Annotated in this window: 12 protein-coding genes; 3 read left to right on the forward strand and 9 right to left on the reverse strand. The window is 73.3% G+C overall.

Annotated features, from left to right (window positions below):
- Positions 1-52: 52 nt before the first annotated feature.
- The 3 genes from ACWGL3_RS25895 to ACWGL3_RS25905 all read right to left on the reverse strand — a co-directional run bounded on the left by ACWGL3_RS25895 (position 53) and on the right by ACWGL3_RS25905 (position 3,454).
- The gene (locus ACWGL3_RS25895) at positions 53-1,738 is read right to left on the reverse strand and encodes a ribonuclease J (protein WP_267946036.1); all 1,686 of its coding nucleotides are present in this window, start codon (positions 1,736-1,738) and stop codon (positions 53-55) included.
- A complete protein-coding gene (gene dapA / locus ACWGL3_RS25900; protein ID WP_267946037.1) occupies positions 1,735-2,706 on the reverse strand; it encodes a 4-hydroxy-tetrahydrodipicolinate synthase in 972 nt (323 codons plus the stop codon). The genes ACWGL3_RS25895 and dapA overlap by 4 nt, the downstream gene beginning before the upstream one ends.
- A gap of 367 nt (positions 2,707-3,073) precedes the next feature.
- Positions 3,074-3,454, reverse strand: a complete 381-nt coding sequence (locus tag ACWGL3_RS25905) for a phage holin family protein (protein ID WP_267946038.1) — start codon at positions 3,452-3,454, stop codon at positions 3,074-3,076.
- Between the two features lie 87 nt (positions 3,455-3,541).
- Here ACWGL3_RS25905 and ACWGL3_RS25910 point away from each other — a divergent pair, with 87 nt between their 5' ends.
- The 3 genes from ACWGL3_RS25910 to ACWGL3_RS25920 all read left to right on the forward strand — a co-directional run bounded on the left by ACWGL3_RS25910 (position 3,542) and on the right by ACWGL3_RS25920 (position 6,081).
- Positions 3,542-4,096: a GNAT family N-acetyltransferase gene (locus tag ACWGL3_RS25910; protein WP_267946039.1), complete on the forward strand. Its 555-nt coding sequence runs from the start codon at positions 3,542-3,544 to the stop codon at positions 4,094-4,096.
- Between the two features lie 129 nt (positions 4,097-4,225).
- Complete coding sequence (locus ACWGL3_RS25915) at positions 4,226-5,098, forward strand: 1,4-dihydroxy-2-naphthoate polyprenyltransferase (protein ID WP_267946040.1); 873 nt, start codon at positions 4,226-4,228, stop codon at positions 5,096-5,098.
- Positions 5,099-5,391: 293 nt separating this feature from the next.
- The gene (locus ACWGL3_RS25920) at positions 5,392-6,081 is read left to right on the forward strand and encodes a class I SAM-dependent DNA methyltransferase (RefSeq protein WP_267946041.1); all 690 of its coding nucleotides are present in this window, start codon (positions 5,392-5,394) and stop codon (positions 6,079-6,081) included.
- Between the two features lie 78 nt (positions 6,082-6,159).
- On the opposite strand, the gene dapB is transcribed toward ACWGL3_RS25920, so the two are convergent.
- The 6 genes from dapB to ACWGL3_RS25950 all read right to left on the reverse strand — a co-directional run bounded on the left by dapB (position 6,160) and on the right by ACWGL3_RS25950 (position 12,642).
- Positions 6,160-6,903: a 4-hydroxy-tetrahydrodipicolinate reductase gene (gene dapB, locus ACWGL3_RS25925; protein ID WP_267946042.1), complete on the reverse strand. Its 744-nt coding sequence runs from the start codon at positions 6,901-6,903 to the stop codon at positions 6,160-6,162.
- Between the two features lie 123 nt (positions 6,904-7,026).
- Complete coding sequence (egtD, locus tag ACWGL3_RS25930) at positions 7,027-8,001, reverse strand: L-histidine N(alpha)-methyltransferase (RefSeq protein ID WP_267946043.1); 975 nt, start codon at positions 7,999-8,001, stop codon at positions 7,027-7,029.
- A 68-nt stretch (positions 8,002-8,069) separates the two neighbouring features.
- On the reverse strand, positions 8,070-8,879 hold the full coding sequence (locus ACWGL3_RS25935) for a class II glutamine amidotransferase (RefSeq protein WP_452461898.1): 810 nt from the start codon (positions 8,877-8,879) through the stop codon (positions 8,070-8,072).
- A complete protein-coding gene (gene egtB, locus ACWGL3_RS25940) occupies positions 8,879-10,225 on the reverse strand; it encodes an ergothioneine biosynthesis protein EgtB (protein WP_267946045.1) in 1,347 nt (448 codons plus the stop codon). The genes ACWGL3_RS25935 and egtB overlap by 1 nt, the downstream gene beginning before the upstream one ends.
- Positions 10,222-11,517, reverse strand: a complete 1,296-nt coding sequence (gene egtA / locus ACWGL3_RS25945) for an ergothioneine biosynthesis glutamate--cysteine ligase EgtA (RefSeq protein ID WP_452461899.1) — start codon at positions 11,515-11,517, stop codon at positions 10,222-10,224. The genes egtB and egtA overlap by 4 nt, the downstream gene beginning before the upstream one ends.
- Positions 11,518-11,727: 210 nt before the next feature.
- Entirely contained in the window at positions 11,728-12,642 is a 915-nt protein-coding gene (locus ACWGL3_RS25950; RefSeq protein ID WP_267946047.1) for an arylamine N-acetyltransferase family protein, read from the reverse strand.
- Between the last annotated feature and the right edge of the window lie 167 nt (positions 12,643-12,809).

Here is a 12,809-nt window from a genome sequence, read left to right on the forward strand (position 1 = left end):
CGCCTCGGGCCGTTCCCGTGCCCAGGTCCGGGGGCGCCCCCGGACCGGTCGGTCAGACCTCGACCAGGACAGGGATGATCATGGGACGACGACGGTACGTGTCGTTGACCCAGCGGCCCGTGTTGCGGCGGATGAGCTGCCGCAGCTGGTGCGGGTCGTTGACCCCGTCCCGGGCCGCCTTGTCCAGGGAGTCCTGGATCTTGTCGATGACGTCGTCGAAGGCGGCGGCGCCGATGCCCGCGCCCCGGGTGTGGATCTCGGGCTCCCCGAGGATCTTGCCGGTCCCGGAGTCCACCGCGACGACGACGGAGATGAACCCCTCCTCGCCGAGGATGCGGCGGTCCTTGAGCGAGGCGTCGGTGACGTCGCCGACCGAGGCTCCGTCCACGTACACGTACCCGGCCTGGACCGCGCCCACGATCTTGGCCCGGTTCTTGTACAGGTCCACCACCACGCCGTCCTCGGCGATGATGATCCGGTCCGAGGGGACGCCCGTGAGCTTGGCCAGGTCGGCGTGGGCGCGCATGTGCCGCCACTCGCCGTGCACCGGCATGAAGTTGCGCGGACGCACCATGTTGAGCACGTACAGCAGCTCACCGGCGGACGCGTGCCCGGACACGTGCACGAGGGCGTTGCCCTTGTGCACGACCTTGGCGCCCCAGCGGGTCAGGCCGTTGATCACCCGGTTGACGGAGTTCTCGTTGCCGGGGATCAGCGAGGAGGCGAGCAGGACGGTGTCGTCCTGCTCGATCCGGATCTGGTGGTCGCGGTTGGCCATCCGGCTCAGCGCCGACATGGGCTCGCCCTGTGAGCCCGTGCAGATCAGCACGGCCTCGTCCGGCCGCATCTGGTCGAGCTGCTTGACGTCGATGATCGTGTCGCCGGGGATGCTCAGGTAGCCCAGGTCGCGCGCGATGTTCATGTTGCGGACCATCGAGCGTCCCACGAACGCGATCTTGCGGCCGTGCTTGGACGCGGCGTCGATGACCTGCTGGACGCGGTGCACGTGCGAGGCGAAGCAGGCCACCACGATGCGCTTCTCGGCCTGCCGGAACACCTTGTCGATGGCCTCGGACAGGTTGCGCTCGTTGACGATGAACCCGGGCTGCTCGGCGTTGGTGGAGTCCGACAGCAGCAGGTCCACGCCCTCGTCGCCGAACCGGGCGAACCCGGCCAGGTCGGTGAGGCGGCCGTCCAGCGGCAGCTGGTCCATCTTGAAGTCACCGGTGTGCAGCACCGACCCGCCGGGGGTGCGGATGCCGACGGCCAGCGCGTCCGGGATGGAGTGGTTGACCGCGAAGAACTCCAGGTCGAAGGCGCCGAACTCGTGCCGCTCGCCCTCCTCCACCTGGAGGGTCTCCGGCTTGATGCGGTGCTCGCCGAGCTTGGCGGTGATCAGCGCCAGGGTCAGGCGGGAGCCGACGATCGGGATGTCGGCCCGCTCGCGCAGCAGGAACGGGATACCGCCGATGTGGTCCTCGTGCCCGTGGGTGAGCACGACCGCCTCGATGTCGTCGAGCCGGTCCCGGATGTAGTCGAAGTCCGGCAGGATCAGGTCGACGCCGGGCTGCTCCTCCTCGGGGAAGAGCACGCCGCAGTCGACGACGAGCAGGCGGCCGTCGTACTCGAAGACCGTCATGTTGCGGCCGATCTCGCCGAGGCCGCCCAGGGCGACGACGCGCAGCGCGCCCTTGCCCAGGGGCGGGGGCGAGGTCAGTTCGGGGTGCGGGTGGCTCATACAGATCCCTCCGTGAGGCGCTCGACGCGCACGGCGCTGGCGGGGACGGCCTGATGCGGGGCCAGTCCGATGGGGCCCTTGACGCCGGCGGCGGCAAGGTCTTCGCGCAGCAGGGCCTGGAGCTCGACCGACGCGTCGGTGAGCGGGGTGCGCACGGGACCGGAGGGCAGCCCGAACTGGTTCAGGATGGCCTTGGTCGTGATGACGCCCTGGGTGCGGAACATACCGGTGTAGACCGGGGTGAGGCGGCGGTGGATGGCCAGCGCCTGCCCGACCTCGCCCTTCTCGAAGGCGTCGATCATCTCGCGCAGGTCGGAGCCGACGATGTGGCCGACCACGCTGACGAAACCGGCCGCGCCGACGGACAGCAGCGGCAGGTTGAGGATGTCGGTGCCGCAGTAGAAGGCCAGGTCGGTCCGCTCCATCACCCAGGAGCTGGCGCCGATGTTGTCCTTGGCGTCCTTGTTCGCGACGATGCGGGGGTGCTCGGCCAGGCGGACGAGGGTCTCCGAGGCGATCGGCGTGCCGGTGCGGTGCGGGATGTCGTAGAGCATGACCGGCAGCTCGGTGGTGTCCGCGATCTCGGTGAAGTGCCTGATCAGGCCTTCCTGAGGCGGCTTGTTGTAGTAGGGCGTCACGGTCAGCAGACCGTGCGCGCCCGCCTTCTCCGCGGCCTTGGCGAGCCTCACGCTGTGGCGGGTGTCGTTGGTCCCGACCCCGGCGATGACCCTGGCGCGGTCGCCGACCGCCTCCAGGACCGCCCTGAGCAGGCGGTCCTTCTCGTCGTCGCTGGTGGTCGGCGACTCACCCGTGGTGCCGCTGATGATGAGGCCGTCGTTGTTCTGCTCGTCGACGAGGTACGTGGCCAGTCTGGCCGCGCCCTCGTAGTCGAGTTCGCCGTCGTCGAGCATGGGCGTGACCATCGCGGTCAGCATCTTGCCGAACGGGCGGTTCTTGGTGTCCGTCATCGTGTGTGAAAGGCCTCCGGACCGCCGCCGCTGGGCGGTGGGTCCGAAGGTGCCCCTCCTCCTCTCGGTGTGCGTCGACAGCTGGATGTGTCCCGTGCACATGACGCGTGCACGGATGTGCGGCGCTGCGTGTCCGCCACCGCGACCGGCGGTACGCGATCCGGTCGCGGGAAAGTTCCTGTGGTGCCCCGTCTTGGGTCGGGCGCGGGGTCGTGCCCTGCTCGGCCGCCGTCCTCGTGGGTCGAGGTTGACGGACCGGCTCATGTGAACCTACCCGTCCCGGACCCGTGCCATCCGGCCGGGCCCGGGATCCGCGCGCAGGTCAGGGTCGCGGAAGGGGGTTGGTCGGGCGGTGTCCGCCCCGGTCTCAGTCGTCCTGTCCGTCCGGAAGGAACATGCTCAGAAGCCAGCTGACGATGGTGACGACGATCGCACCCCAGAACGCGGGCCAGAACCCCTCGATGTGGAACGGGAGGGTGAACAGGCTCGCGATCCAGTTCGTGAGCATGAGCAGCAGCGCGTTCACCACCAGGCCGATCAGCCCGAGGGTCAGCGCGTAGAACAGGCACCCGACGGCCTTGACGATCGGTTTGATGATCGCGTTGACCACACCGAAGATGGCGCCGACGGCGAGGTAGACGCCGATCTGACCAGCGGTGGTCTGGGCTGTGACGTCGATCCCGTCGATCAGGAAGACAGCCGCCCAAAGGGCGAGCGCGTTCACGATAACTCTGATAATGAGGCTCACAACTGTAGATGTTCCCATGCCGAGGCAAGGTCCGGAAACTCCGGCGTAGGTGATCTTGCCGCGGCACGCTCCCCAGGAGGCCCCATCGTGTCCAGTGCCCAGTTCGTCCGTCCCGCCCGCGCCACCGACGTGGACACCGTCGTGGACGTCCAGGTGGCCTCGTGGCGGGCGGTGTACGGGGCTCTGCTGCCCGACGCGGTGGTCGCCGAGATCGGCGGCGCCGACGCCCGGAGGCAGTTCCACGAGCAGTGGACGGCCGCCCTGGAGTCCCCGCCGACCTCCCGGCACCGGCTGGTGGTGGCCACCGACGAGGTCGGGGGGGTGCGGACCGTGACGGGGTTCGCCGCGTTCGGCCCCGCGGGCGACCCGGACCTGTGGCCGGCCACGGACGCGGAGGTGTTCGCGCTGCACGTGGACCCGGAACGGGCCCGGGAGGGGCACGGCAGCCGCCTCGTCAACGCCTGCGTGGACCACCTGGTGGACGACGGCTTCGGCACGGTGCACGTGTGGGTGCCGGAGGCCGGCAACGCGCTGCGCGCGTTCTTCGAGGCGTCGGGGTGGCGCGCCGACGGCGCCCGCCGGGAGATCGACCTGGGTTCGCCGCTGCCGATGGTGCGCCTGCACGCGGCGATCTCCGCGTAGGGGCGCTCCCGCCTCCGGTCCGGGGCCGCGGCCGGTTGGGGACAGCCGCGGACAGGGACTACCGTTGGGTGGTTGTCTGCGTTGCGCACCAGGTGCGGCGCAGTGTCGTCGAGGGTGGAGGACCGCCGCGTGGCCACGGTCAGTGAATGGGTCTCGGGGCTGCGTCCCCGTACGCTTCCGAATTCGGTCGTCCCGGTGGCGGTCGGCACGGCGCTGGCCCTCGCCCTGGACGGGTTCGTCTGGTGGAAGGCCCTGCTGGCCCTGGTGGTGTCCATGTCCCTCCAGGTCGGGGTGAACTTCGCCAACGACTACAGCGACGGCGTGAAGGGCACCGACACCGAGGAGCGCACCGGTCCGACCCGCCTGACGGCGTCGGGCCTGGCGGAGCCGGGGCACGTGCTCGCCGCCGCCCTGGGGAGCTTCGCGTTCGCGGGCGCCGTCGGCCTGGTGCTGGTGGCGACGTCGTCGTGGTGGCTGCTCCTGGTGGGCGCCCTGGCGATCGCCGCGGCCTGGTACTACACCGGCGGCCGCGCGCCGTACGGCTACCGGGGCCTGGGCGAGGTGTCGGTGTTCGTCTTCTTCGGCGTGGTGGCCGTGGTGGGCACGGTGTTCGTGCAGCTGGGCTCGGCGCCGTGGCAGGCCTGGGTGGCCTCCGTCCCGGTCGGCCTGCTGTCCTGCTCCGTGCTGGTCATCAACAACCTGCGGGACATCCCGACGGACCGGGAGACCGGGAAGGTCACCCTCGCGGTCCGGCTCGGCGACGCGGGTACGCGACGGCTGTTCGCGGGCGCGGTCGGCGCCTCCTACGCGGTCGCGCTGGTGCTGACCCCGGTGTTCTGGTGGACCCCGCTCGTGCTGCTGACGGCGCCGCTGGCGGTGCCGCCGCTGAGGCGTGTGCTGGGCGGACAGGCGGGGCGCGACCTGGTCCTGGGCCTGGGCGAGACGGGCAGGCTGCAGATGGCGTTCGGCGTCCTGTTCTCGGCCGCCCTCGCCCTGGGCTAGGGAACGGCGCCGCGGTCCCCGTCCGAGAGGTGTGTGGGGGAGCCGTTCCGGACGGTGCCCGCCGTCGACGGCCCGCCCCGGCCCGTTCCGCGGCCGGACGCGGTCCTCGCGGGGGTCGCGCGGGGCCCCGTCCGGCCCGCGCGGGGCCCCGGCGTCCGGGCCCGGCTGTGGCCGGGACACTCCGTCCGGCCTGCGAGGACACGGTCCGGGCCCCGGTGCGCGCCCCCGTGGGACTAGTATGCGGGCCGGTCCCCCAGACACGCGTTCAGCCACGGTAGGGAGAAGACGACACCGTGCCCAGCGAGAACACCGCCCCCGACCCCCTCGACCTCGCTCCGGACCCGGAAGCGTGGGCGGAGCGCTCGGCCCAGCAGGCCGCCGCGTTCGACACGATCGGAGAACGCTACGACGAGGCCTTTCCGCGTAAAGAGGGGCAGGAGGAGCGGGTCCGGCGGTTGCTGGACCTGCTGCCGCCCGGAGCACACGTGCTCGACCTGGGCTCGGGCACCGGGCTGCCGACCGCCCGCCAGTTCGCCTCCGCGGGCGTCCGTGTCACCGGCTACGAGATCTCCGGGCGGATGATCGAGATCGCGCGCCGCAACGTGCCCCAGGCGACCTTCGTCCAGGCCGACATCCTCGACCTGAAGCCGGTCGAGTCCTCCTACGACGCCATCGTGGCGTTCTTCTCCCTGCTGTGCCTGCCCAAGGCGCGCATCCCCGAGGCGCTCAGCCGGATCCGGGCGTCGCTGGTCCCGGAGGGCCTGCTGTGCCTGGCCATGGTGGAGGCCGACATGGACGACGCGCCGATCCCCTTCCTCGGCTCGGACGTCCGCGTGTCGGGCTATCCGCGCGAGGAGCTGCGCCGGGTGGTGCGGGAGGCGGGGCTGCTCGTCGAGGACGAGCGGGTCGTCTCCTACGAGCCGGAGGACTCCGGCGCGCACCCCGAGACCCAGGTCTTCCTCACCTGCCGCCGGGGCGCCTGAGCGGCGGGCGCCTCCCGGACCCCGGGCACGGCGAGGGGGAGGCGCCCGGTCGGTCGCCTCCCCCTCGCCGGAGCGCGTCTAGTCGAGGTCAAGGAGGGCGTCCAGGCCCACCGTGAGCGGGTCGGCGAGACCGGCGACGCCGCGGACCCCCAGGAGCACCCCGGGCATGAACGAGGTGCGGTTCATCGAGTCGTGCCGGATCTTCAGGGTCTCCCCGTCGGTGCCGAACACGACCTCCTGGTGGGCGATGAGCCCGGTGATGCGCAGGGCGTGCACGCGGACCCCGTCCACGTCGGCGCCGCGGGCGCCGGGGATCTCCGACGTCGTGGCGTCGGGCATCGGCGCGGCCCCGGCCTCCCGGCGCGCCTCGGCGACGAGCTCCGCGGTCCGGTAGGCGGTGCCGCTGGGGGCGTCGGCCTTGTTGGGGTGGTGCAGCTCGATGATCTCGGTGGACTCGAAGTACGGCGCGGCCTTGCGCGCGAAGTGCATCATCAGCACGGCGGCGATGCCGAAGTTCGGGGCGATCAGCACCTTCGCCCCGGGCGCGGCGGCCTGCATGGCGCGCACCCGCTCCAGCCTGGCCTCGTCGAAGCCGCTGGTCCCGACGACGGCGTGGATCCCGTGGCCGATGAGCCACTCCAGGTTGTCCATCACCGCGTCGGGGTGGGTGAAGTCGACGACGCAGTCGGCGCCCAGCACCGCGCTCCGGTCGTCGGCGCTGTCCACGCCCGCCACGAGTTCCATGCCGTCGGCGGCCTGAACCGCGCGGACGACCTCTGACCCCATACGCCCATCGGCGCCGAAAACTCCTACCTTGAACACGCCACGAGCGTACCGGAGTCACGGACGGCCCCGGTGTGGCGCCGCCCGCCCGGAGGCGGCCGACGTGCGGTGATCCGCCGTCGGCGGAGCGGGCGCGCGGTCGGCCTCCTCGGGCGGGCGCGGTCAGCTCGCGGCGGCGAGGGTGAGCGCGAAGTCCCCGGCGGGGTCGGTCCACCAGTGGGAGGGCTCGAACCCGGCGGCGCCGAGTTCGGCGGCCAGCCCTTCGCGGCGGAACTTGGCGGAGACCTCGGTGCGCATCTCCTCCCCCGGGGCGAAGCCGACCTCCAGGTCCAGGTCGGCGACCCGCACGTGCTGGGCGGAACGGGCGCGCAGGCGCATCTCGATCCACTCCTCCCCGGCGTTCCAGCGGGCGATGTGGTCGAAGGCCGCGGGGTCGAAGTCGGCGCCGAGCCTGCGGTTGAGGACGCCGAGGACGTTGCGGTTGAACTCGGCGGTGACCCCCTGGGCGTCGTCGTAGGCCGCGACCAGGCGGGCCGGGTCCTTGACCAGGTCCACGCCGAGCAGGAGCGAGTCCCCGGCGTCGAGCACGGCGCGGATGTCGCGGAGGAAGACGGCGCGCGGCCCCGGCTCCTGGTTGCCGATGGTGGAGCCCAGGACGGCCAGGAGCCGGCGTCCGCCGTTCTCGCCGACCGGGAGGAGCCCGAGGTGCTCCTCGAAGTCGCCGACGACGCCGTGGACGTCGAGCCCGGGGTAGTCGTCGACGACGCCGCGCGCGGAGGCGGCGAGGAAGTCGCCGCTGACGTCCACGGGGACGAAGCCGGTGAGGCGGCCGTGGCGGAGCATGGCGTCGAGGAGGAGCCGGGTCTTGACCCCCGATCCGGAGCCGAGCTCGATCAGCGTCTCCGCGTCGGCCGCGGCGGCGATCTCGTCGGACCGGACCTCCAGGATGCTCCGCTCCGCGCGGGTGGGGTAGTACTCGGGCAGCCCGGTGATCTCCTCGAACAGGGCGCTGCCGCGTTCGTCGTAGAACCACTTGGGCGGGAGCTGCTTGGGCACTGCGGTGAGCCCGGCGGCGACGTCGCTGCGCAGGGCCTTGTCGAGGTCGTCGGCGGTCAGGTTTCGGTCGATCCGGAACATGGTGCCTCCTGTGTCCCTTGGTGGGTGCCCGTGGGCGTGCCGGTGCCGCGGGGGCGGCGCCCCGGCCGTCAGGCGATCGGGTGGATCCCGGTGCGCTCCCGCGTCGCGACGGCGACGGAGCCCTCGGGCACCTCGCGCCAGCCGCGCGCGTCGTCGAAGGGCTCCGAGGCCAGGAAGACCCCTCCCCCGGGCTCCCTGAGGGTGAAGAGGGTGTCCCCGGCGGCGGTGGCGACGATGCTCTCCCCGTCGGCGGCCAGCAGGTTGTAGCGGCCGTCGGAGTGCTCGCGTGCGTGGCGGACCACGCCCGCCAGCGCCCCGGCGAGGTCGCCGGAGGCCCGCCACAGCCGCACGGTGTGGGCGAACAGGGGAGCGGAGTCCACCGGGGAGCGCGCGTCCAGCACGCCCGGGGGCGGGACGAAGGCCGCCGCGAGCGCCTCGTCGTCCTTGACCGCGCCGTTGTGGCTGAACAGAAGCCGGTCGGCCCGGAAGGGCTGCGCGCCCGACTCCTCGGAGCCGAACCCGACGGTGGCGTCGCGGACCGCGGCCACCACGCACCCGGAGGTGATGGCGCGCGCCGCGTCGGCGAAGGACGAGTCGCTCCAGATGGGCATGGCCCGGCGGTAGCGCAGCGGCCCCGGGGGGTCGGCCCGCGGCAGGCCGGACGCCGACGGGTCCGGGGGCGCCGACGGGTCCGGGGACGCGGCGGTCCCCGGCGTCCCGTGCGGCGGGTACCAGCCGACGCCGAAGCCGTCGGCGTTGACGGTGCCGTGCCGCTGCATGCGCGGCGCCCACGACTGGACGTGCAGCGAGTGGGGCGCCGCGTACAGCAGCTCGTGCAGCGTACGCGGCGGCCCCAGGTAGGCGAGGTGACGGCACATCAGGCGGGTTCCCCGTCCCGTGCGCAGCGGAAGCCGCTGAAGATCTGCCGGCGGACCGCGTGGTCCCAGTTGCGGAAGGTGGAGCGGACGGCCGTGGGGTGGGTGGCCCAGGAGCCGCCCCGCAGCACCTTGTAGCCCTGGTCGAAGAACACCTCCGAGTACTCGCGGTACGGGAAGGCGCGGAACCCCGGGTAGCCCGTGAAGGTGGTGGAGGTCCACTCCCACACGTCGCCGATCAGCTGCTGCACCCCCAGCGGCGACGCGCCGTCGGGGTGGCGCCCCGCCGGGGAGGGCCCCAGCTTGCGCTGGCCCAGGTTGGCGTGCCGGGGCCGGGGCTCCTCGTCGCCCCACGGGTACCGGCGGGACAGGCCGGTCGCGGGGTCGAACCTGGCGGCCTTCTCCCACTCCGCCTCGCTGGGCAGGCGCTTGCCCGCCCACGCGGCGTACGCGGAGGCCTCGTGGAAGTTGACGTGCTGCACGGGTTCCTCGGACGGCACCATCTCCTGGCGGCCGAACCTGCGGCGGGACCACCCGTCGCCCTCGGGGCTCCAGAAGGCGGGGGCGGCCGCGCCGGTCCTCTCCCGCCACTCCCAGCCCTCCAGGGTCCACCAGCGGTGGTCCCGGTAGCCGCCGTCCTCCATGAACCGCTGGTAGGCGGCGTTGGTGACGGGCCTGGTGTCGATCCAGTAGGGGTCGAGGACGACCTCGCGGGAGGGGCGCTCGTTGTCGTAGGCCCAGGGGTCGTCGTCGGCGCCCATCGTGAACGGGCCGCCGGGAACGTACACCTCCTCCTCCACGGGCGGGCGCAGGGCCGCGACGGCGCCGGTGTCCTCCAGCAGGACGGGGACGCCCTCGCGGAGCTGGTGGGTGGCGAGCATGGTCTCGTCGTGCTGGTGCTCGTGCTGGATCACCATGTGGAAGACGAACCCGGCGCCGAGCAGCGACCGCCGCCCGTCGGGCTCCCCGCGCTGCTCCGGGATCCCGAGGTCGGCGGAGTCGAGGGCGTCGAGCACCTCCTTGCGGACCCGGTCGTTGTACTCGCGTGCCTCCTCGGGCCGCAGGAGCGGCAGGGTGACGCGGTCGGCGCGCGGGTTCTCGAAGGCGTCGTAGAGGCCGTCGATGTCGGGACGCAGCGCCTCGCGTCCCCCGGCGGCCCGCAGCAGCCACTGCTCCTCGTAGTTGCCGATGTGGGCCAGGTCCCAGACGAGCGGCGACATGAGGGGCGAGTGCTGGGCGAGCAGGCCCTCGTCGTCGAGGGCGTCGATCGTGAGCCCGTTGCTGCGCCGCCGGCTCCGTTCGAGTTCGGTGGCGATGCGCTCCTTGGCGCGTTCCTGTTCGTGGTTCACCGTGCTCCTCCGCTGTGTCGGTGGGTCCCTGTCCGTCCCGCCCGGGTACCGACGCGCCCCGGGCGCGGGGCGGGAACGCTCGGCCGCGCGTCGGCGGGGCACAGCCCGCGCCGGACGTGGCGGTCGGCGTAGTCGTCGACGAGGGAGGAGAGCCCGGCGGCGCCCATGCGGGGCAGGGCTTCGACGGCCGCGTCGAAGCAGGAGCGGGCGCACTCGGCGACGGCGGGGTCGCCGGGGCCGAGCCGGGCGGAGCGCATCCACAGGCGGCGGTCGGGGAAGGGGCCGCGGCAGAGCTTCTCCGTGGCCTCCTCGGCCACGGCGCGGGCGCGGGGGTCGTCGACGAGGGCGGCGCAGAGCGCCATGGGGACGGGCCACCAGCGGCGGGGGACCGCGTCGATCATGCGCAGTTCCCACCAGCCGCGCGGGCGTACGGGCGGGAAGAGGGTGCTGAGGTGGAACTCCACGTCGGCGGGGGTGAGGGGGCGGGGGCCCCGGCCCCCGACCCACTCGGCCAGGGTGATGCCGGGATCCGGGGTCCAGGTCCCGCCTCCGTCGGGGATCTCGGGGACCGCCATGACGTCGGCGGCGAGGGCGTAGTCCGTCCACGCGGTGGCCGGGTCGGGGTGGCTGCCGGTGTCCAGGACGGGGCGCGTGCGGCCGGCGTCGGTGGCCGCCCAGATCGCCCACCGGGTGGACTTCCATCCGGTGGGGCGGCCCCGCCAGACGGCGGAGTTGGCGAACGCGGCGACGAGGACCGGCCCGAGCCGGTGGACGAGCTCCCAGCGGGCACGTCCGTCGGCGCGGTCGACCCCCGTGTCCAGGCACACCTGGAGGGAGGCGGTGCTGCACATCATGGTGTGGCCGCTGGGCTGGCGGCGGCCGGCGAAGAACCGCTCCATGGCCGTGTAGCGGGGCAGCCGCAGCTGGCGTACGGGCGGTCGGAGCGGGTCGAGCGCGGTCTCGACCAGGTGGAGCCCGCCGCCCGCGAGGACCTTGGAGACGTGGTCCAGGTCGGCGGCCAGGGCCTCGTGCGCCCGGGCCGGGCCCGGCAGCACGGGAGAGCTGAGCTCGATCTGCCCGCCGGGCTCGAAGGTGACCGCGCTTCCCGCGGGCGGGGGCCCGCCGGCCTCCAGCAGCGCCGCGAGGCGGTCGACGGCGACGGGTGCGGTCGGGTGCGCGGAGTCCGCGACCAGCCACTCGGTCTCGGTCCCGACCTTGCCTGGAGGGCCGGTCTTGAAACAGACCCCGTTGATGTACTCGTGAACGTCTTCCGTGGTCATGTGGTGCGCCATGCGAGGCTCCCTCGGAACGACACCCCTCCGGGGTGTGACACCCCAGGGTCCTGCCCAGGGGCCCGGCGCGCCGAACGTCTGCGGTGACCAGAAATCACAGGACGTGTCGCCACAAGCACCCTTCGCCCAGGTTCGCCCCGACGACACGCCAGGTGGATTCGACGGTGGGGGCGGACGGAGGAGGGCCGCCCCCGAGAAAAGTGACCACCGTCACACTTCGGTGAACGCCTCGACCCTGGCCTCGACCGCCTCCCGCTCCCTCGCGTGCAGTTCGATACCGAACACCTCGTGCAACACACGCCCCACCTCCCTCACAGGCACCCGCTGCTCCTCACGCGTTCCGTCCGGGGCCAGAGTGGTGAGAGTGGTGTCCGTGAGCACGTGCTGGACGCCCGGCCCGATCCGCTGCACCGTCAACCGCGTCAGGAAGGGCGAACGGGGATGGCTGGAGAGGTGGTGGCTGAGGATCTCGTAGTCCTGGGGCGCCATCGCGGCGGTCGTGAGGACGTACAGCGGACGCCAGGCAAGGCCGTCGAACGAGCGCAGCAGCCACTCGTCGCCGCCGAGCTCCGAGACCCGGTCCAGGCGCAGGCCCCAGCCGCCCTGGACCTCCTGGTGGCCGTCGGCCAGCGGCAGGGGCTCCAGCGGCCCGCCACCGCCGAAGCCGGCGTCCACCAGCCACGGGCGCCCCTCCAGGTCCACCCGCAGCAGGCAGTGCGTGGACGGGCGGGGACGCCCCGGCCGGCCGGACACCACCCGGGCCGCGAGCCCGGTGACGGCGAACCCGAGCCGGTCCAGCACGGCGGCCAGGAGCAGGTTCTGCTCGTAGCAGTAGCCGCCCCGCCGGGCGCGGACCATCCTGTCCACGAGGGCGGGCACGTCCAGCCGCACCGGCTCCCCCGTGAGCGGCCGGAGGTTCTCGAAGGGAATGGCGGCCAGGTGGGCCCGCTGCACGGCCCGCAGCGTGTCACGGGTGGGCGGCAGGGCGCCCTCCAGGCCCACCCGGGCCCGATAGGCGTCCAGGTCGACCTCGCCCCCGTGCCAGAGGTCCCGGTCGGTGAAGAGGCGCGCGGGGCGGGGCGCCGGGGGCACCCCGGCGCGGTCGCGGGAGGTGTCGTCTGCCATGCCCCGGCCAACCGTCGGACGGGTGCGGCCATTCCGCGGCGGGACGCCGGCACACGTCCCCGGGCCGCCGGGCGCCGCCCACCCGCCCCGGGGGGGTGCCCGGCAGGAGTCGGCCGCCCGCGCGCCGGCCCGGTCCCGGACACCGCCGCACCCCCGCAGGGGTGCGG

It is taken from the genome of Nocardiopsis sp. NPDC055824 (assembly GCF_053616335.1).

Coding starts and splice junctions, on each gene's coding strand:
- ACWGL3_RS25895 (WP_267946036.1), bottom strand. CDS start 1,738: ATGAGCCACCCGCACCCCGAACTGACCTCGCCCCCGCCCCTGGGCAAG.
- dapA (WP_267946037.1), bottom strand. CDS start 2,706: ATGACGGACACCAAGAACCGCCCGTTCGGCAAGATGCTGACCGCGATG.
- egtD (WP_267946043.1), bottom strand. CDS start 8,001: ATGTTCCGGATCGACCGAAACCTGACCGCCGACGACCTCGACAAGGCC.
- ACWGL3_RS25935 (WP_452461898.1), bottom strand. CDS start 8,879: ATGTGCCGTCACCTCGCCTACCTGGGGCCGCCGCGTACGCTGCACGAG.
- egtA (WP_452461899.1), bottom strand. CDS start 11,517: ATGGCGCACCACATGACCACGGAAGACGTTCACGAGTACATCAACGGG.
- ACWGL3_RS25950 (WP_267946047.1), bottom strand. CDS start 12,642: ATGGCAGACGACACCTCCCGCGACCGCGCCGGGGTGCCCCCGGCGCCC.